13 protein-coding genes are annotated in these 20,406 nt (G+C 47.8%); 6 read left to right on the top strand and 7 right to left on the bottom strand.

Annotated features, from left to right (window positions below):
• Nucleotides 1-163 precede the first annotated feature (163 nt).
• A complete protein-coding gene (locus BUB18_RS04065) occupies nt 164-2,455 on the top strand; it encodes a GH92 family glycosyl hydrolase (protein ID WP_073078222.1) in 2,292 nt (763 codons plus the stop codon).
• An 83-nt stretch (nt 2,456-2,538) separates the two neighbouring features.
• Entirely contained in the window at nt 2,539-4,830 is a 2,292-nt protein-coding gene (locus BUB18_RS04060; RefSeq protein ID WP_073078220.1) for a GH92 family glycosyl hydrolase, read from the top strand.
• A 128-nt stretch (nt 4,831-4,958) separates the two neighbouring features.
• Here the strand turns inward: BUB18_RS04060 and BUB18_RS04055 are convergent, their stop codons facing one another.
• The 7 genes from BUB18_RS04055 to BUB18_RS04025 form a co-directional block, all read right to left on the bottom strand.
• Nucleotides 4,959-8,360, bottom strand: coding sequence for a ThuA domain-containing protein (locus tag BUB18_RS04055; RefSeq protein WP_073078219.1), 3,402 nt, complete (start codon nt 8,358-8,360; stop codon nt 4,959-4,961).
• 13 nt (nt 8,361-8,373) lie between these two features.
• Entirely contained in the window at nt 8,374-9,102 is a 729-nt protein-coding gene (locus tag BUB18_RS04050; RefSeq protein WP_073078217.1) for a ThuA domain-containing protein, read from the bottom strand.
• Between the two features lie 159 nt (nt 9,103-9,261).
• The gene (locus tag BUB18_RS04045) at nt 9,262-9,978 is read right to left on the bottom strand and encodes a 3-keto-disaccharide hydrolase (RefSeq protein ID WP_073078215.1); all 717 of its coding nucleotides are present in this window, start codon (nt 9,976-9,978) and stop codon (nt 9,262-9,264) included.
• A 27-nt stretch (nt 9,979-10,005) separates the two neighbouring features.
• Nucleotides 10,006-10,422, bottom strand: a complete 417-nt coding sequence (locus BUB18_RS04040) for a c-type cytochrome (protein WP_073078214.1) — start codon at nt 10,420-10,422, stop codon at nt 10,006-10,008.
• A gap of 32 nt (nt 10,423-10,454) precedes the next feature.
• Complete coding sequence (locus tag BUB18_RS04035; protein WP_073078212.1) at nt 10,455-11,510, bottom strand: sugar phosphate isomerase/epimerase family protein; 1,056 nt, start codon at nt 11,508-11,510, stop codon at nt 10,455-10,457.
• A 22-nt stretch (nt 11,511-11,532) separates the two neighbouring features.
• Nucleotides 11,533-12,696 carry a Gfo/Idh/MocA family protein gene (locus BUB18_RS04030; RefSeq protein WP_073078210.1) on the bottom strand — a complete coding sequence of 388 codons (1,164 nt, stop codon included), beginning with the start codon at nt 12,694-12,696 and terminating at the stop codon, nt 11,533-11,535.
• Nucleotides 12,697-12,736: 40 nt separating this feature from the next.
• Nucleotides 12,737-14,011, bottom strand: a complete 1,275-nt coding sequence (locus BUB18_RS04025) for an MFS transporter (RefSeq protein ID WP_073078209.1) — start codon at nt 14,009-14,011, stop codon at nt 12,737-12,739.
• A 620-nt stretch (nt 14,012-14,631) separates the two neighbouring features.
• Here BUB18_RS04025 and secA point away from each other — a divergent pair.
• From secA to BUB18_RS04005, 4 genes are all read left to right on the top strand, one after another.
• Nucleotides 14,632-17,952: a preprotein translocase subunit SecA gene (gene secA / locus BUB18_RS04020; protein ID WP_073078207.1), complete on the top strand. Its 3,321-nt coding sequence runs from the start codon at nt 14,632-14,634 to the stop codon at nt 17,950-17,952.
• 110 nt (nt 17,953-18,062) lie between these two features.
• The gene (gene deoC / locus BUB18_RS04015; RefSeq protein ID WP_073078205.1) at nt 18,063-18,719 is read left to right on the top strand and encodes a deoxyribose-phosphate aldolase; all 657 of its coding nucleotides are present in this window, start codon (nt 18,063-18,065) and stop codon (nt 18,717-18,719) included.
• 24 nt (nt 18,720-18,743) lie between these two features.
• A complete protein-coding gene (locus BUB18_RS04010) occupies nt 18,744-19,178 on the top strand; it encodes an SPOR domain-containing protein (RefSeq protein WP_073078203.1) in 435 nt (144 codons plus the stop codon).
• Nucleotides 19,162-20,343 carry a M20 metallopeptidase family protein gene (locus BUB18_RS04005; protein ID WP_073078201.1) on the top strand — a complete coding sequence of 394 codons (1,182 nt, stop codon included), beginning with the start codon at nt 19,162-19,164 and terminating at the stop codon, nt 20,341-20,343. The genes BUB18_RS04010 and BUB18_RS04005 overlap by 17 nt, the downstream gene beginning before the upstream one ends.
• The last annotated feature ends 63 nt before the right edge of the window (nt 20,344-20,406 follow it).

The following is a 20,406-nucleotide window of genomic DNA, read 5'->3' as shown; positions in this document are numbered from 1 at the left end:
TGCCGGCCATAAAATTCTGGCCGATATTTGCCTGCAATCAGGAAAAAAATTATACATTTATTGCCAGTAGCGGTAAAGAGATAGTAAAGATTCTTCAGAGAATCTTTTTTTAATTCACCTGTGCTAAATCGATTTTGTAAGTATTCCATTTATAAATACAAGTATGAAAAAAGTTGGATTGCTCGCTGTAGCTGTTTTATTAATGCACCATGCCAAGAGCCAGACGGTCGAAAAGACAGGCGAACCGGTGGAATGGGTCAACACCCTCATGGGTACCGATTCCAAAGTAAGCCTGTCTAACGGTAACACCTATCCCGCCATTGCCCTGCCATGGGGAATGAATTTCTGGATGCCTCAAACCGGCGCCATGGGCGACGGATGGGCGTATCAATACAGCGCCGACAAAATAAGGGGGTTCAAACAAACACACCAGCCTTCGCCATGGATCAACGACTACGGCCAGTTTGCCATCATGCCGGTAACGGGATCAATTAAGTTTGACCAGAAAAAAAGAGCCAGCTGGTTCTCCCATAAATCAGAAATTACCAAGCCTTATTATTATAGTGTATACCTCGCCGACGCAGACGTGACCACCGAAATCACGCCTACTGAAAGGGCCGCGCAACTGCGCTTTACCTACCCTGCCAGCGATAGCTCGTTCCTCGTGGTAGACGCGTTCGACAAAGGCTCTTACGTCAAAATAATTCCTGAAGAGAAAAAGATCATTGGCTACACTACCAAAAACAGCGGCGGCGTACCAGCGAACTTCAAAAACTATTTTGTTATCTATTTTGATAAACCGTTTACGGTTGCACATACCTGGCACGACAGCGTGCTCGTGGCCGGAAAGCTGGAAATGCAGTCCAACCACAGTGGCGCGGTAGTAGGCTTTAAAACAGTACGCGGGGAAAAAGTGACGATTAAAACAGCATCTTCCTTTATTTCCTACGACCAGGCTGAACTGAACCTGCAAAAAGAAATCGGCAACGATAACTTCGACGTAACCAAAAATAAAGCAAAGGATACCTGGAATAAAGAGCTGGGCAGGCTGGCAGTACAGGGCGGCACACCTGAGCAGGTGCGCACATTCTACTCCTCCCTATATCGGGTACTGCTCTTCCCCCGCAAGTTCTACGAAATCAACGCTAAAAATGAAGTGGTACACTATAGCCCATACAACGGCCAGGTGCTGCCAGGCTATATGTTTACGGATAACGGCTTCTGGGACACTTTCCGCGCGGTACATCCGTTCTTCACCCTGATGTATCCCAGCCTCACCAGTCACATCATGGAAGGCCTGGCAAACGCTTACAAGGAAAGCGGCTGGCTGCCTGAATGGGCAAGCCCCGGCCATCGTGATTGTATGATCGGCTCTAACTCCGCTTCCCTCATCGCTGACGCCTATATTAAAGGTATTCGCGGTTATGATATCAACACCCTCTACGAAGCGGTACTGAAAAATTCTGAAAATGAAGGCCCGCTTACTTCTGTGGGCCGTAAAGGGGTAAAATACTACAACACGCTGGGCTACGTGCCTTATGATGTGGATATTAATGAAAACACTGCCCGTACGCTGGAATATGCCTACGATGACTTTACCATCTTACAACTGGCAAAAGCCCTAAACAAACCTAAAGCTGAACAGGATCGCTTTGCTAAACGCTCCCAGAACTTCCGCAATGTATTTGATCCGGAAACGAAACTGATGCGCGGTAAAAATAAGGATGGTAAATTCCAGGTACCTTTTAACCCATTCAAATGGGGCGATGCATTTACAGAAGGTAACTCCTGGCATTATACCTGGTCTGTTTTCCACGACGTAAACGCGTTATCAACTTTAATGGGCGGAAAAGAACAATTTGTGCAGATGCTTGATTCTGTATTTAAGATGCCTCCAGTATTTGATGACAGCTACTACGGCGGCGTGATTCACGAAATTCGTGAAATGCAGATCATGAACATGGGCCAGTACGCACACGGTAACCAGCCGATTCAGCATATGATCTACCTGTATAACTACGCAGGCCAGCCATGGAAAACACAATACTGGATCCGCCAGGTGATGGACCGTTTATACAAACCTACTCCTGATGGTTATTGTGGTGATGAGGATAACGGCCAAACTTCCGCCTGGTACGTATTTTCTGCTATGGGCTTCTATCCGGTATGCCCTGGTACACCGCAGTATGTGTTTGGCACACCATTGTTTACCAAACTCACCATGACGTTGGAAGATGGTAAAAAAATGGTGATCGAAGCGCCTGCCAATAGCGATAAAAATCTCTATGTGCAAAGTGCTGCACTTAACGGTAAAAACTATACGAAAAACTGGATCAGCCACCAGGACCTGCAAAATGGCGGTAAGCTGATATTCAATATGGGGGCCAGTCCGGCGAAGAACAAAGGAACAAATCCGGCCGATTTCCCGTACTCTTACTCTACTGCGGTAAAGTAATTGAAAACGATTTTCATTGTTCACTGTAAATATTTCATCCCGATTCTTCGGGATGTATTTTTTATAGCTCTTAAATGTCAACCATGAAGAAAATTCTAACGCCACTGCTTCTCACTGTTGCAGTAGCAGCCAACGCACAGGAAAATGTATTGCAATACGTAAAGCCTATCACCGGCACCATGAAGATGGGACACACCTATCCCGGTGCTACCGTGCCTTTTGGGGCAGTACAGCTGAGTCCTGAAACGGATACTATCCCCTATGAAATGGATGGTAAGTATAATAAGGATGTGTATAAGTATTGCGCAGGCTATCAATACGAGGATAAAACAATTGTCGGGTTTAGCCATACCCATTTTAGCGGTACGGGGCATGCTGATCTGGGCGACTTCCTGATCATGCCTACCACCGGCCCGCTGCAACTCAACCCTGGTACAGCCGATCATCCTGAAACAGGTTACCGTTCTACCTTTTCGCATGCCAACGAAGTGGCCGAAGCCGGCTACTATAAAGTGAAACTGGATGAGCCGGATGTATTGGCGGAACTCACTGCCACCAGTCGCGTAGGGTTTCATCAATATACTTTTAACGGAAAGGAACCTGCACATATCATACTGGATATGATGTCCAACATCTATAATTATGAAAATAAGAATGTATGGACTTATATCCGCGTGGAAAATGATTCCACCATCACCGGGTATCGCCAAACTAACGGTTGGGCACGTACGAGGACGGTCTATTTTGCCATGACTTTCTCCAAACCGTTTAAAAGCTATGGCCATCAAAACTATGCAAACAACGTGTACCGTGGCTTTTGGCGAAAGTTTGATCAAACACATAACTTCCCTGAAATGGCCGGCCGGCAGATCCGTGCCTGGTTTGATTTTAACACCACACCGGGAGAGCAGGTCAAAATTAAACTGGCTATCTCCCCGGTAAGTACAACAGGTGCACTCAATAATTTAAACACGGAAGCACCTGGATGGGATTTTAATAAAGTAAAAGGGGATGCACAGGCACTGTGGATAAAGGAACTGAACAAGATCCGCATCCAATCTCCGTCAAAAGAAGAGAAAGAGAATTTCTATACCGCGATGTATCACGCTTTCATCAATCCTACTACTTACATGGATGTGGATGGTAATTACCGCGGTCTGGATATGAATGTGCATAACACCAACGGATATACGAATTACACTACGTTCTCACTTTGGGATACTTATCGTGCGCTGCATCCTTTCTTTAACCTGATCCAGCCTGCCCGCAATGCGGACATGGTGCGCTCTATGGTGGCGCATTTTGAACAAAGTGCCCAGCATATGCTTCCGGTATGGTCGCACTACGCGAACGAAAACTGGTGTATGATCGGGTACCATAGTGTATCAGTAATCGCGGATGCCATCATGAAAGGCAATGCCCCGTTTGACGCTGCCAGGGCATTGGATGCCTGCGTTACCACCGCCCGCCACCGTAGTTATGATGGCCTGGGATACTACATGGATAATGGTTACATTCCCGAGGATAAGCAGGGAGCATCCGTTTCCAAAGTCCTGGAATATGCTTACGACGACTGGTGTATTGCGCAGGTAGCGAAAAAGTTAAACCGCCAGGATTTATATGAGGAGTTTATCAAACGCTCTCAAAACTATAAAAACGTGTATGATGCCGGCACCGGTTTTATGCGTCCGCGCCTGAGCGACGGCTCCTTTAAGAAAGATTTTGATCCCCTGCAAACACACGACCAGGGCTTTATTGAAGGGAATGCGTGGAATTACAGTTTGTATGTACCACAGTATCCGGCTGAAATGATTGAGATGATGGGTGGCAAAAAACAATTTGCCCAACACCTGGATTCCCTGTTTACCATGGAGCTGCCGGATAAATATTTTGCTGAAACGGAAGATATTACCCGTGACGGAATCATTGGTAATTACGTACATGGCAACGAGCCATCACATCACGTAGCCTACCTGTATAACCACACCGGACAGCCCTGGAAAACGCAGGACCGTATCCGTATGATCCTCAAAAAAATGTATCATCCGGGCCCTGATGGCCTTGGCGGTAATGATGACTGCGGACAAATGAGCGCCTGGTATATATTTTCTTCGCTGGGATTTTATCCGATGTGTCCGGGGGCTGATCAGTATGAGCTGGGGAGTCCTGCAGTGGATAAGGCTACATTGCAATTAGAGAATGGCAAAACATTCACTGTTGATGTAAAAAATCAATCCGACAAAAACGTATATGTGCAAAAGGTATTACTGAATGGTAAAGAGTGGAAAAAATTAACCATCAGTCATGGTGATATTATGAATGGAGGGGTGATCACCTTTGTGATGGGGGCTAAACCGAAGGACTATACGAAATAAGAACTGTGGACAATTTTTAAAGGAAAAGGCGCAAGTGATTGCGCCTTTTCCTTTTGGTATAAGCAATGACACCTTCGGTGTTATTGGCGTAGGTGCCGCGCTGCGCGCGGTTAGCTACTGTGATAAATTTATTTCAGCAAAATCGTCGTGATTCCTAACTGCGCCTGTTTAGCAGGGTCAATCGGTTTAAACACGAATTTCAGTGTATGTTTTTTACCATCACTCACGCCTTGTAATTTTACCGAACCAGCTGCTGGCTGCATTGGCTGAGCACCCGGTCCTACCTGGAAAGTACCAATCTGGTTGCCATCCAGGAAAGCAGTTACATCAAAGCCTGCATCGGTAGCTGCGTTGATCATATAGTTCATGTCTACGGAAGTAACATCGGTGAGGTCGAGGTCACCATATTCCACAGCGCTGGAAGGAATGCCCGGAATCAGGAATTTCATGCCGTTGATTTCAAAGCTGGACACGCCATCCGCCTTGGTATAGGCAGATGCCGGAATACGCGGATTATACAGCGCTACGCTGGCAGTACCGGTCATTGGTTTAATGCCTGCGGCTCCTTTATCGGTATAGCTGGCATGGATATACAATACACCGTCGTCTTTCAGTGGTCCTTTTGAGGCAGGGTTGATGCTGCCGGAAGCTGCGAGTGACGGCTCTTTGGAGGTGGCACCACCCACGGAGTAAATATATTCCACCAGTTGTTTTGCTTCTGATGTAGAGAGACCCGGGTGCGCCGCCATAGCAGTTTCACCCCATACACCACCGCCGCCGTTGATGATTTTCTGCGCCAGTTTCTCCGGTGCATTCGGATCTGCTTTGTATTTGTCTGCCACTTGTTTGAAGGATGGTCCTATGGACTTCTCATCTACTTTATGACAGGTTTTACAATCGGAAACCTCCATGATGTTTTTACCTGCAATGGCACCGGTGATAATCTGGTGGCCCTGTGGCATAGCGGCTTTATCACGGCCCTGTACATAATCGGCTTTTACATACAGGTTACTGTTATCGATTTTGCCGTTGGCGGAAGAACCATCTTCTTTATCCACCACGTTTACCGCGTATTGCACCTGCTTACCAGGGAAGTAGAACATTTTGTTACCGGTGATATTGATGCTTACCACTGGTGCTTCGTTACCTGCATACACAGGTATCTGCTGGCTACGGGTGCTGGCACCGTTGTTATCTTTTACTTCCACGCCTACATTGTATTCGCCGGCAGTGGTAAATGTGTAGGTAACAGTAGGTTCAGTAGTCTCCTTTTTATTCCCGTTACCAAATGTCCAGAGGTAAGTAAGTTTATCGCCGTCCGGATCTTTACTGCCATTAGCAGTGAGTTTCACGGTGAATGGCAGTCCGCCGCTGAGTTTATCCACCTGGATGTCGGCTACGGGAGCGCGGTTACCACCATTGTAATCGATACGGGTGAGGGCTGCATCCGCATTTTTGCTGAACCAGCCATTACCGTATTCGAGGACGTAAAGGCGGCCATCAGGACCCATTTCCATATCGATAGGCGCGTTCAGCTTCAGGTGAGGCATGAAGCGCTCCATTTTCGAATAGTTGTAATCCTTATCCATAGTTACTGCCATAATCCATCCACGTACCCAGTCGTAGATAAACAGCTTGTTGTTATAGTAATCAGGGAAGCGTGTTTCTTTCGGATAAAACTCACTGTAGTATACCGGACCGGCTTCGGCATTACGGCCACCAGCGCCTACCAGCGGGAATTCTGCTGATTTGGCGTAAGGGTACCAGATGAATGCAGGCTCGGCAGGAGGTAATTCTTTCAGTCCCGTATTATTGCGGGAGTTGTTGATCGGTTTTTTGGGATCATAGAATTTACCACTTTCACCGGTTTCATAATTATACTCACGATAAGGTTTGTTATCTGCAATAAACAACGGATAACCGTAGTAGCCGGGCTTTTTAGCCTGGTTCACCTCATCATAGCCACGCGGGCCACGGAGGGAGTCGTCGTTGTTGGCGTCAGGACCTACTTCTCCCCAGTACACATACCCGTTTTTACGATCCACGGATATACGATAAGGGTTACGGGTACCCATCGCAAAGATTTCAGGCCTGGTGCCTGCTGTACCCTGCGGAAACAGGTTGCCTTCCGGAATAGTGTAGGTACCATCTGCCAAAACCTTTATACGCAGAATTTTACCACGCAGGTCGTTGGTATTGGAAGAGGATCTTCTGCCATCGTACTGCAAATGTCCGGGGCGATCGTCAGTAGGGCCATAACCTTTGCTGCCGTATTTCTGGTTCGGCTCATCAAACGGTGTAGTATTATCACCGGTAGAAAGATACAAGAGATTATCAGGGCCGAATGCAATAGAGCCACCGGTATGGCAGCAGATATCACGCTGCGAATAGAATTGCAGGATGATTTTTTCTGATGCGCTATCCAGTTTATTATCCTTGAAAGTGAAGCGGGAAAGGCGGTTTACCGATGTATCTCTGGGAGAATAAAATGCATAGATATAGTGGTTGTTCTTATAATCCGGGTCTGCTGCGAGGCCCAGGAAACCTTCTTCAGCGTTTACATGCGGCACTTCCGTTTTATGATAAACATGCAGGAAGCCTACCTGTGAAATGGACCTGTCCGCCTGTTTATACAGCAACAGTTCCCCACGGCGCTGTGCCACGAGGATATCGAGGTTAGGCAGGATGGTCATTTCTGTAGGTTCGAAGAACTGACCGGCTGCCAGTACGTTTTTGGTAAAACGATCTTCGGAAGGTACGCGGATAGTGGTCGCTGCTCCGTAGTCCAGTACTTTGTTGTCACCGATGGCATATTTCAGCCCTGCTTTCAGCTGGTTAAGGAAATTCTCCTGAGAATATGCTTCAGGAGTGTGTCCCATACCGGTGTAAAAAGCGCGGCCGCCGTCGTAATCGTGGTACCAGGCGATGGGGTGATTATTATTCATGGTACCGCCTTTGTACGACGTTTCATCCAGCTGGATCAGCACTTTGAGGGTGGAGTCCATTTTTTTGAAATTGTACCACTCATCGATCTGGTTGAAGGTGGCCAGCAGCTTATACGGATCAAAAAACTGCTGGTCTTTCACGAGGAGTTTAGCATCGTGGATACCTTCCGGGTGGTTGGCAAATTGCGCACCTACCAGGTGGTTGTACCATGGCCAGTCGTATTCTGTATCAGTGCCTGCGTGTACACCTACAAAGCCGCCGCCAGCCTGAATATATCTTTCGAAGTCGGCTTCCTGGTAGTTGTCCAGTACATCGCCGGTGGTATTGAGGAATACTACGGCTGCGTATTGTGAGAGGGTATCTTCATTGAATTTGCTGGCATCTTCTGTAGTATCAACAATGATATTCAGGTCGCTGGCAATTTTATTCTGAAAGGCTGCGATACCGGCAGGAATAGAAGCATGCCTGAACGCCGCGGTTTTGGTAAACACGAGGATGCGGGGCTTGCCTTCTCTTTTTTTCGTACATCCGGCAACGGTAGCAACAACGGCTATTACCAGGAGTAGTCTGAAAATAGGTTTCATAATTTTAAAGGGATTATTTCACTTTGATGTTAGCGGCATATTGTATTCCTCCGAGCAGGTGCTGCAGGTACAGCGGGTCGGCGTAAGACTCTTTGGTATGGCCCATTTCGGTGTAGAAGGAACGTCCTCCTTCGAACTCATGGTACCAGCACATCGGGTGGTTATCGCCGTTCTTACCTCCTTCGTAGGTAGATTCGTCTATTTTAATGAGCACGTGAATATCCGGGTTGATATCTCTGAAATTATACCATTCATCTTTGCGGGTCCAGTCGTCCGGGAGGTGTTTGGTAGAGATATGAGATTTATCGACCACTTTAAGGGTTGCCACCTGCTGTTTAGGGTGACTGGTGAAATAGGCGCCGGAGAGCTTACCGAACCATGGCCAGTCGTATTCCGTGTCGGTAGCGGCATGGATGCCCATAAACCCACCACCTTTGTGGATGTATTTTATGAAAGCTTCCTGCTGGGCGCTATCCAGTACATCACCTGTGGTGCAACTGAAAATAACAGCGTCGTATTTTTTCAGGTTATCGTAAGTAAAAACGGAGGCATCTTCCGTGGTGTCTACTGCAAAGTTATTTGCTGCGCCAAGTTGCATGATGGCTTGCCTGGCAGTAGGGATACAATCGTGGCGGAAGCCTTTTGTTTTAGAAAATACCAGCACGCGGTATTTGTGTTTAGCATTGGCCGAAATGGCGGCCACCAGTAATAAAAAGGCGAGGAACGTGGTGAGTTTCTTCATCGTATGTGCGTGGTTGTTATAATAAAATGGCTGTAAAAGGAAAATCCGCCTGAGGCGGATCTTACCTGCTTTTGTTCGGGAGAGCGGAGGGACCTTGGGTCCCCGCTCCCCCGAACTTTAACGTCCGCCGAAGGCGGACGTTAAAGTTCGGGCTTGTAATTACAGTTGACGGATCTTAATGTCGCGGTAAGATACTACGTTGCCATGGTCCTGGAGGGCGATATGGCCTTTTTGATATTTGCCGAAGCCTTTCCAGGTTTTAAACTTACTGTTGGCTACCAGTGCATCCCATTCAGGAGTACCTATGGTAGTGGTAACGGTGGTTACCCCATTAAGTTTCAGTGTAAGGTGACCATCCTTTTTAATGATCTGTGCGGTGTTCCATTGGCCTACTGGTTTTACGGCAGGTTTGGAAGACTTTTTCAGGTCGTAGAGGTCGCCGGAATTATGTTTAACGATTTTGCCGTCGCTATGTCTTTCATCATCCAGCACTTGCATTTCAGGACCGGTTTCGTAGGTAGCGTGAAACTCAGGTGATTCGTGTACGCCGAAGATGATACCACTGTTGCCGCCTTCGGAAATTTTCCATTGGATGCTCAGTTCATAGTTTTCATATTCATCGTTGGTAACGAGGTCACCACCTGGCGCGCCGTTCTTTTTGGCTTCCTGGTCGAGTACCAGTGCGCCGTCTTCTACTTTCCAAGCAGGGCTGGCTTCATTTTTCAGGTAAGTATGCCAACCGGTGGTGGTTTTGCCGTCAAATAGCAGTTTCCACCCTGCTTTCTTTTCCTTTGCGGTAAGTGTATTGATATTTTGAGCAGATGCAGCGGTGCACATGAATGCAGCCAGGGCAGCTCCCATAATTACTTTTTTCATGCTGGCATTTTTGAAGATGAAAGGTTATTAGTTGGCAGAAGAAAGAGAAAGGATATATTTCACCATTTCCTTCGCATCGTCTTTAGAGATGTTGGAATGCGGCAGCATTGCTACTTCTCCCCAGTTGCCTGAGCCACCTTTGATGATTTTATCAGCCAGTTTATCCACGTTTTCTTCGTTGTTAGGATATTTTCCTGCGATGTCTTTGAAAGACGGGCCTACCAGTTTCATTTCTTCTTTGTGGCAGGTTTTGCAGTCTTGCTGTGCCATCAGTTCCTGACCTTTGGTCATTGGCTTATCGGCATTAGGTGATACCATGGAGTTGTCTGCTGCATGCTCAGTTTCGCTGGTACTAGCCTGTTGCTCTCCTGAATTACTACCGCCTCCGCAGGCTGCGAAGAATAAAGCACTCAATACAAACGGCGCCAAATATCTCTTTTTCATTTTTCTGTTTTTTTTAGATGCTTGTTATTTTATCAGATTCCCAAAATTCTCTTGTTGAAAGCGTCGTCAGTGGCGGCGCCTGCGAAATCATCGAATGCCTTGTCGGTCACACGGATGATATGATTTTTAATAAACGGAGCACCTTCCCTTGCACCGTCTTCCGGATGTTTCATGCAGCATTCCCATTCCATTACTGCCCATCCGGCGTAATCGTATTGAGTCAGTTTGCTGAAGATGGATTTGAAGTCTACCTGTCCGTCGCCGAGGGAGCGGAAGCGTCCGGGGCGGTCGATCCATGCCTGGAATCCGCCATATACGCCGCTGCGTCCTGTTGGGTTAAACTCAGCATCTTTCACGTGGAATGCTTTGATTCTTTCGTGATAAATGTCGATATATTCGAGGTAGTTGAGGCATTGCAGTACGAGATGGCTTGGATCGTAGAGCAGGCAGGCACGTTTGTGATTGCCTGTGGCTTCGAGGAAGCGTTCGTAGCTGGCGCCGTCGTGGAGGTCTTCCCCTGGGTGGATTTCGTAGCATACGTCTACACCCTGTTCGTCAAACGCGTTGAGGATAGGCATCCAGCGTTTTGCCAGTTCGGCAAAGCCGGCTTCTACCAGTCCTGCAGGGCGTTGCGGCCATGGGTACATGGCTGGCGCCCACAGCAGGGCACCGCTGAAAGTAGCGTGTGCATCAAGGCCCAGGTTACGGCTGGCTTTAGCAGCGTATTTCAGCTGGTTTACGGCCCACTCCGTACGTGCGTTGATGTTATTATGATATGGTGCAGGTGCAAACTGATCGAACATTTCAGTGAAGGCAGGATTTACTGCCACCAGTTGCCCCTGCAGGTGCGTGCTCAGTTCGGTGATTTCCAGTCCGGCTTCATTTACGATGCCTTTGATCTCATCCGCATAGGTTTTACTTTCTGCTGCTTTTTGCAGATCGATGAGGCGACTATCCCAGCTGGGGATCTGTACGCCTTTAAAACCGATGGAGGCTGACCATTCGCAAATGCTTTTCAGGCTGTTGAAGGGTGCTGCATCGCCCATGAACTGAGCGAGGAAAATACCAGGTCCTTTAATAGTTCTCATAAATACCTTTCCGTTTAACCGATTAGATCTCGAAATTAGTCCATTTAACGTCGCTCTGCGAAGATTTCACCACGTTGTCGATAAACGCCATACCGCGGATACCTTCTTCTACACCCGGGAAGTCCAGGGATTCTGCAGAAGGCTGTGTGCCGTCGATTTTGGCAGATAACGTCTGTGCAAAGTTACGGTACAGGTTACCGAACGCTTCGAGGTATCCCTCCGGATGGCCGCCTGGTGTGCGGGTATTATGAGTCATGTAGGAGCTCTGGAAGCCATATCCGTTGCCTGCTCTGTAGATTTCGGTTGGTTTATCCAGCCATTTTACCAGCAGGGTGTTAGGTTCGTGCTGTGCCCATTCAAGGCCGCCTTTTTCGCCATACACGCGGATTTTCAGTGCATTTTCTTCACCGGCAGCTACCTGTGATGCCATGAGCACACCGGAAGCACCATTGTCGAAGCGCAGCAGTACGCCACCATCGTCATCCAGGGCGCGACCCGGCACTACGATATTAAGGTCAGCGCACAATTTTTCCAGTTTTGCGCCGGTGATATATTCAGCCAGGTTAAAGGCATGCGTACCGATATCGCCCATGGCACCGGCTTTACCGGAACGTTTAGGGTCGGTTCTCCATGCGGCCTGTGCATTTCCTTCTCTTTCGCTGAGTTTAGACAGCCAGCCCTGCGGGTATTCCACCCATACTTTGCGGATTTTTCCGAAGTCGCCGTTTTTCACCATCTGGCGTGCCTGTTTTACCATAGGGTAGCCGGTGTAGGTGTGGGTGAGCAACAGGGAAAGTCCGGTAGCTTCTACCTTGGCTTTCAGTTGTTTGGCTTCGTCCAGGGAGATGGTGATCGGTTTCTCGATTACCACGTTGAAACCCAGGTCCAGCGCCATCATCGCAGGTTCAAAGTGCGCGAAGTTAGGGGTTACGATCGTAACAAAATCCAGGCGTTTATCTGCCGGCATGGCAGCTTCTTTTTCCAGCATTGTTTTGAAATCGGTATAAGTGCGTTCCGGATCGAGGAACAGCATTTTACCGGATTCAGTGGCCACTTCAGGATTAATACTGAGTGCGCCTGCAACGAGTTCAATAAGACCGTCCATATTGGCGGCGATACGGTGGATAGCACCGATGAAGGCATCTTTACCGCCTCCGATCATTCCCATTCTTAGCTTGCGTGTCATATATTCAGATCAGCTTTTTATCTAGATAATTGAGATGTATTTAGGCAATTGCGATATCCGGTTTCTTACGGTTACGCATATAGAAGTACAGGCCGGTAAAGGCAAATATCAGTACAACAGGAATTACTAAAGTCACATTCAGGATTTCCGGACCTGCAACGGCCTGCGCTTTGGCAAAGGCGGCAGCTTCTTCAGTGCCTGCGGCAGCGGTACGATAGGCGTCCAGTGAGGCGCCGGCAGGTAACTGCTTAGCCAGGATGCTGTCGTAAAATCCACCCATGAAGATAGTGTAAATTGAAACGGCAAACATCCCTGCACCACCTACGAGGTTCATGCCGAGCGCACCTGATTCAGGAATATTTTCAGATACAAAACCTATCATACAAGGCCAGAAATAGGTTACGCCCATACCAAATATGAAGGCGGCCAGAAATACCATATTTCCACTCACATGCGCCAGCATATACAGGCCTACGGCAGAAAGTACAGCGGAAATCAACAGTACGCCGGTAGGTGACATGCGATGTACAATAGGACCTGCAAAAGCACGTCCCAGGGTTTGCACACCGGCAGTCATCGCCAGGATCAGGATGGCATTTTCTGTTACATTTTTTAACAGTACTTCTATCCACTGACCGGTAAATAGCTCGGTGATAGCGGTACCAAACATTAATACAAAGATCACGATGAAGAGCGGACTACCAATGCTGCGGTACATCTGGGCATTGCTGATGCCGGAAGCTACACGCTCAGTTACAGGGAAGTCCAGTTTGAGGAACAGGTAACCATATAATAATGTTGGTATGATCATCGTAGCCATCTGCACCTTGTAGTTGAGGCCCATCCCGGAGAGGAAGAACACCACCAGGGCACCTACCACGATACCGCCGGGGAACCAAAGGTGAAAGTGATTGAGTTTGGTAGTTTTGTTATTGGGGTAGATGGTAGCTACCAGCGGATTACACGCTGCTTCTACAGTACCATTAGCCATACCAATAAAAAGGGTGGATACAAACAGCGTACTGAATCCGGTGGCGAATATAGTCAGCAGAATGCCGGCAAGGTGGAGCACAAAGGCTGCCAGGAGCAGGCGTTTCATGCCTATAATATCCACCACAAACCCTCCTATAACTACTGCCAGCGGGAAGCCCCAAAAAGCAGTGCTGGCTATAATGCCCAACTGCGACGCGCTGAGATCAAACTGTTTTCCCAGGTCTCCCAAAATACCGGCACGGATACCGAAGGACAGGGAAGTAACCAGTAATGCCATGCAGCTGGCCACAAATAATTTAGACGGCTGAATCGCCTTTGCCATAAACGTGGAGTTTTGTGTGGTTTATATAAACTAGTAATAAAACGACTAAATTTATAAAAAGTATTCACACTTTTCAGGGTTTTTCTGGATGAATGGCATTTTTTTGAAAATTTTCAGGAGGTCCGATGAAAAAGCATTTCTGACGCCGGACAAGCCCCCGGATTTTGCAATTAAAAATCCACCTTTCCTTATTAAATAATCGCCGTTTAGATTAGCCGGCCCGCCTTTCGCTGAGCAGTTACTTTTTCGGCATTTTGACAGCCCGCCGTGTCCAATCCGCAGTATACATGTCAAAATCCGTCAATTTGACCTGATCCGGAATTGTATTTTGTTAAAAATCATTTCTTGCGTATTATGCCCCGAATTCATCCCGGAATTCCCCAAATTTATTACTAATTTTACAGGCCTTGAAAAGCAGTACCTGCAACTGTCACCTTGTCAGGGAGGTTTTCCAAGCATAGTATTTGAATAGCTACCATCCCCGTCTATCCAACTAACCAGGCCTGTCAGCGGCCATTTTAGGGGAAGATGAAAACTGATGATGGATTTTGCTCCACCACAGTCAGAGGGAATGGTTACACAAAGAAATTGAAATCGTAATTCGTAATTAAACATTCTATATGCTAGGTTTTTTAACAAAACTGTTTGGAGGGAATAAGTCTGAGAGAGATATCAAGTCTATCGCTCCAATAGTGAAGCAGGTCAATGAGGAGTTTGAAAAACTGCAATCCCTGCCTATTGACGACCTGCGTCATAAAACCCAGGAATTCCGCGCTCGTATCAAGGAACACCTTGCTGCTATCGATAAAGAAATAGCCGAGAAAAAGGAAACTGCCGATAGCTCAGAGGATGTTACTATAAAAGATGCTATATACCAGGAAATAGATACACTTAAAAAAGATCGTGATAAACAACTGGAGGTGGTTCTCCTGGAACTGCTACCACAGGCTTTTGCAGTGATCAAAGAAACTGCCCGCCGCTTCTCCACAAATCCTACACTCACTGTTTCCGCTACTGCACTTGATCGCCAGCTGGCTGTTACCAAAGACTATGTGACCATCGAAGGCGATAAAGCCACCTGGAAAAACACCTGGACTGCCGGTGGTAACCAGGTAACCTGGAACATGGTGCACTATGATGTACAGTTGATTGGTGGTATCACCCTGCACCAGGGTAAAATCGCTGAAATGGCTACAGGTGAAGGTAAAACCCTCGTATCTACCCTTCCTGCCTATCTCAATGCATTAGCCGGCCAGGGTGTACACATCGTAACGGTGAATACTTACCTCGCTCAGCGTGACTCTGAATGGAACGGTCCGCTGTTCGAATTCCTCGATATTACTGTAGACTGCATCGACGCACATCAGCCTAACAGCCCTGCACGTCGTCAGGCCTACCTTGCTGATATTACCTACGGTACCAACAACGAATTTGGCTTCGACTACCTGCGCGATAACATGGTGCATAGTCCTGAAGAAATGGTACAGCGTAAACACCACTTCGCAATGGTCGATGAGGTGGATAGCGTATTGATCGATGATGCCCGTACCCCGCTGATTATCTCCGGTCCGGTACACCGTGGCGAAGAACAGGAATTCCATGTGCTCAAACCACGCATTGCCGACCTGTATGAACTGCAGAGAAGAGAAGTGAATAAATATCTCCTCGAAGCTAAAAAACTCATCTCCGAAGGTAAAGATGATCCTAAAACAGGTGGTCTGGCCCTGATGCGCGCCTGGAGAGGCTTGCCTAAGAGCAGCGCCCTCATCAAGTTCCTCAGCGAACCTGGTATGAAAGTGCTCCTGCAGAAAGCAGAAAACTACTACCTGGCCGATCAGCAACGTGAAATGCCTAAAGTAGATGCTGGCCTGTACTTCACCATCGAAGAAAAAAATAACAGCGTAGACCTCACCGATAAAGGTATCGCCCAGATCACCAAAGCAGGTGAAGATGCAGACTTCTTCATCATGCCGGATGTAGGTTCTGAAATCGCTGAAATCGAAAAACTGGATGTGGCTCCTGAAGAAAAACTGCAGCGCAAAGATGCATTGCTGCAGGACTTCGCGCAGAAATCAGACCGTATCCACTCCGTACAGCAACTCCTCAAAGCATATACCCTCTTCGAAAAAGATGTGGAATATGTGGTGATTGATGATAAAGTTAAAATCGTAGACGAACAGACAGGTCGTATCCTCGATGGCCGCCGCTACTCCGATGGATTGCACCAGGCAATTGAAGCGAAAGAAAATGTGAAAGTAGAAGCTGCGACACAAACCTTCGCTACCATCACCTTACAGAACTATTTCCGTATGTACCACAAACTGGGTGGTATGACCGGTACCGCTTCTACTGAAGCTGGTGAGTTCTGGGAAATTTATAAACTGGATGTGGTAAATATTCCTACCAACATTCCGATCTCCCGCATTGATGCGGAAGACCTGGTTTATAAAACCAAGAGAGATAAATACAAGGCAGTAATTGAAGAAGTGAAAAAACTCCAGAGCCAGGGCCGTCCTGTACTGGTAGGTACCACTTCCGTAGAGGTATCCGAATTGCTGAGCAAAATGCTGACCTTCGAAAAAATCCCTCACAACGTACTCAACGCAAAACAACACGCCCGTGAAGCACAAGTGGTGGCTGCTGCCGGTTTAGCCGGTGCCGTTACCATCGCTACCAACATGGCGGGTCGTGGTACGGATATCAAGCTCGGACCTGGCGTGAAAGAAGCAGGCGGTCTGGCAATCATAGGCACAGAAAGACACGAAAGCCGCCGTGTAGACAGGCAGCTGCGTGGTCGTGCAGGTCGTCAGGGTGATCCGGGATCTTCCCAGTTCTTCGTGTCCCTGGAAGATGACCTGATGCGTATGTTCGGTTCCGACCGTATCGCAGGACTGATGGACCGTATGGGTTACAAAGAAGGGGAAGTGATTCAGCACAGTATGATCACCAGATCCATCGAAAGAGCACAGAAGAAAGTAGAAGAAAACAACTTCGGCATCCGTAAACGCCTGCTCGAATACGATGACGTAATGAATAAACAGCGTACCGTTATCTATGCTAAACGTAACCACGCCCTTTTTGGCGAACGTCTGGCAATCGATGTGGACAACGCATTCTACGATGTAGCGGAAAATATGATCACCACCCACAAAGAAAGCGGCGACCACGAAGCTTTCAAACTGGATGCTATCATGAACTTCGCAATCGATACCGAAATCACTGCGGAAGAACTGGCTCGTACAGACGCACAGGCACTGGCTACCCGACTGTATAACGAAGGTAAATCCAACTACCAGCGTAAAGTAGATGCCATCAGCGCACATATGCTGGAAGCAGCGCAGAACATCCTGCAGCAACACAACCAGTACGGTACCATCCGCGTACCTTTCCACGACGGAAGAAAACAACTCTGGATTTATGCGGACCTGCAGCAGATCGAAGCTACCAAAGGTCATGAGGTAATGAACTCCCTGGAGCGCAACATTACCCTGCACCTGATCGATGACGCCTGGAAAGAACACCTGCGCGCCATGGACGACCTGAAACAATCCGTACAGAGCGCCGTTTACGAACAGAAAGATCCGTTGCTGATCTATAAATTTGAAGCCTTCAACCTCTTCAAACAAATGGATGGCGAAACTAGCCGCGATATCGTCTCCTTCCTCTGTAAATCCATGATCCCTGTACAACAGGATGAGCAGGAAGAACAACTGGTAGAAGAAGCACATCGCCCTGAAGAAAGGACTGATATGAGCAAAATGCGCGCTACCCACGAGGAAATGAACGAGCATGCCAACTACCAGGAATCAGGCCCGCATTACGCCCAGGAAGTCGAAGAGAAGACAGAACCGGTACGCGTAGGTCCTAAGGTAGGTCGCAACGACCCTTGCCCTTGCGGAAGTGGTAAAAAATTCAAACAATGTCATGGTCGTGATCTGTAAAAGATAACACCAGCATCATAGGTTGTGAATTGCTTTCAATCATACTGAAAACGGATTGCAGAAAATGCAATCCGTTTTTTTATTTAATTTCGCCCTAACAACTGTACAAAATGGAGATAAACCGCTATATAGATCATACCGTATTGAAGCCTACCACCACCCTGGAAGATATCAAGAACCTGTGCCTGGAATGCGTGGAATACAACTTTGCCGCTGCCTGTGTACCACCGCTGTACGTGAAGCTGGCCAAGCAGTTCCTCGGCGCTACGGAGTCCAAAGTGGCCACCGTAATAGGTTTCCCTTTCGGGTACTCCGCCATAGAGGCGAAGGTGGCCGAAACGGTACTGGCAATAGTAGACGGAGCAGATGAGCTGGACGTGGTGATTAACATCTCCGCAGTAAAAAATAATGACTGGGAATTCCTGGAAAAGGAAATTGCCAACCTGATGCTGGTAATCCGCGAAAGAAAGAAGGTAATCAAGGTAATTATCGAAAGCGGCATTCTTACCGACGACGAAATAGTGAAATGCTGCCAGCTGTACGCGAAGTACGGCGTGGATTTTGTTAAAACATCTACCGGTTATGCGGAAAAAGGTGCCAGCGTACATGCAGTGCAACTCATGCGTACCAACCTGCCGGCAGATATCCAGATCAAAGCCAGCGGCGGTATACGTACCCTCGCCTTTGCGCAGGAACTGATTGATGCCGGTGCTACCCGTATAGGTGCAAGTGCCAGTGTATCCATCGTAAAAGAGGCCAAAGCCTGATTGCTAACGACCAATAATTAAGCTATGCATAAGATTTTCATCCTGATCTGCTGTCTCCTCGGAAGTACCTGCGTAATGGCGCAGGACGTGGCCAGCAATGGGAACGTAAAAGTGATCAAAGATAGCCGTATCGATGTGATGATTAAAAAACAGGTCTACATCAATACCCTCGCTATCCGCAACCAGCCCGGATTCCGTGTGCAGGTGATCTCCACCAACAAACGCGCCGATGCCAACGAAGCGAAACAAAAGGTGATGCAATTGTACCCGGATGTACGTACCTATCTTGAATTTCAGGCTCCCTATTTCAAAGTGCGTGTAGGCGACTACAAAAGCCGAGAAGAAGCTAGTGAGCTGCGCGAAAAACTTTCCAGCCTGTTTTCAGGAGGAGTTTTTGTTGTACCAGCTACTATTAACGTGACACCGGATAAAGAACTATCTAATGAAGAATCTAATTAAGGAGCTGGCAAAAACCTATGCTCCTGAGTTTATCAGCATCAGGCAACACCTGCATGCACACCCCGAACTCTCTTTCCAGGAATATAAAACGTCTGAATTTATTCAGCAGAAACTGACTGAATTCGGTGTTCCTTTTACTGCCGGCATCGCCGGAACCGGTATCATTGCCCTGATCGAAGGTAAAAATCCAACATCCAGGGTCATAGCCCTCCGGGCCGACATAGATGCGCTGCCTATCACCGAAGCCAATGACGTGCCCTATAAGTCGCAGAACACCGGCGTAATGCATGCCTGCGGCCACGATGTGCATACCACCTGCGTGCTTGGTGCAACCCGCATCCTCCATGAATTAAAAGACCAGTTCGAAGGAACGATCAAAATATTATTCCAGCCGGGAGAAGAAAAACACCCGGGAGGCGCCAGTATCATGATAGAAGAAGGTGCCCTGGAAAATCCAAAACCGGATGCTATCCTCGGTATGCACGTGCAGCCTACCATGGAAGCCGGTATTGTTGGTTTCAGAGCCGGCCAGTACATGGCCAGCGCAGATGAGATTTATATCACGGTGAAAGGTAAAGGGGGGCATGCTGCTTTACCGCAGCTTACTGCGGATACCATCCTCATCGCTTCCAATATTGTGGTAAGTCTGCAGCAGATCATTTCCCGGAATAATAATCCATTCTCTCCGTCAGTATTGAGCATCTGCGCTTTCAACGGGGGCTTCACCACCAATGTGATCCCAAGTGAAGTAAAGCTCATGGGCACTTTCAGGGCAATGGATGAAACCTGGCGTTTCAAAGCGCACGACCTGATCCGCAAACAGGCCAAAGGCATTGCCGAAGCCATGGGCGCTGAAATTGATATCGATATCCTCGTTGGGTATCCTACCCTGTATAACAACGAAGCTGTAACTGCCCAGGCACGTGGCCTTGCAGAGGACTTCCTCGGCAAAGAAGCGGTAGTGGATACAGAAATTCGTATGGGTGCAGAAGATTTTGCCTTCTATTCTCAAATCATACCTGCCTGCTTTTACCGCCTCGGAACCGGCAACGTAGCCAGAGGAATTACCTCCGGTGTGCATACTGCTACCTTCGATGTGGATGAAAAAGCTATTGAAGTAGGAATGGGTACTATGGCTTATCTGGCCACCCAGTTCGTTAAATAAATAATGCCGATAGAAATCGGCATCACTCTTTTTGGAAAATGTTGTTAAAGAAGTCCTGATGGA

This window comes from Chitinophaga jiangningensis, assembly GCF_900142605.1.
GTDB classification, from domain to species: Bacteria; Bacteroidota; Bacteroidia; order Chitinophagales; family Chitinophagaceae; genus Chitinophaga; species Chitinophaga jiangningensis.
Note: the sequence above shows the minus strand (reverse complement) of the source record. Positions and strands in the feature narration are given on the sequence as shown.

Excerpts from the sequence above, each read along its gene's own strand:
- BUB18_RS04065 (WP_073078222.1), top strand. The coding sequence starts at position 164 with ATGAAAAAAGTTGGATTGCTCGCTGTAGCTGTTTTATTAATGCACCAT.
- BUB18_RS04060 (WP_073078220.1), top strand. The coding sequence starts at position 2,539 with ATGAAGAAAATTCTAACGCCACTGCTTCTCACTGTTGCAGTAGCAGCC.
- BUB18_RS04055 (WP_073078219.1), bottom strand. The coding sequence starts at position 8,360 with ATGAAACCTATTTTCAGACTACTCCTGGTAATAGCCGTTGTTGCTACC.
- BUB18_RS04050 (WP_073078217.1), bottom strand. The coding sequence starts at position 9,102 with ATGAAGAAACTCACCACGTTCCTCGCCTTTTTATTACTGGTGGCCGCC.
- BUB18_RS04045 (WP_073078215.1), bottom strand. The coding sequence starts at position 9,978 with ATGAAAAAAGTAATTATGGGAGCTGCCCTGGCTGCATTCATGTGCACC.
- BUB18_RS04040 (WP_073078214.1), bottom strand. The coding sequence starts at position 10,422 with ATGAAAAAGAGATATTTGGCGCCGTTTGTATTGAGTGCTTTATTCTTC.
- BUB18_RS04035 (WP_073078212.1), bottom strand. The coding sequence starts at position 11,510 with ATGAGAACTATTAAAGGACCTGGTATTTTCCTCGCTCAGTTCATGGGC.
- BUB18_RS04030 (WP_073078210.1), bottom strand. The coding sequence starts at position 12,696 with ATGACACGCAAGCTAAGAATGGGAATGATCGGAGGCGGTAAAGATGCC.
- BUB18_RS04025 (WP_073078209.1), bottom strand. The coding sequence starts at position 14,011 with ATGGCAAAGGCGATTCAGCCGTCTAAATTATTTGTGGCCAGCTGCATG.
- secA (WP_073078207.1), top strand. The coding sequence starts at position 14,632 with ATGCTAGGTTTTTTAACAAAACTGTTTGGAGGGAATAAGTCTGAGAGA.
- deoC (WP_073078205.1), top strand. The coding sequence starts at position 18,063 with ATGGAGATAAACCGCTATATAGATCATACCGTATTGAAGCCTACCACC.
- BUB18_RS04010 (WP_073078203.1), top strand. The coding sequence starts at position 18,744 with ATGCATAAGATTTTCATCCTGATCTGCTGTCTCCTCGGAAGTACCTGC.
- BUB18_RS04005 (WP_073078201.1), top strand. The coding sequence starts at position 19,162 with ATGAAGAATCTAATTAAGGAGCTGGCAAAAACCTATGCTCCTGAGTTT.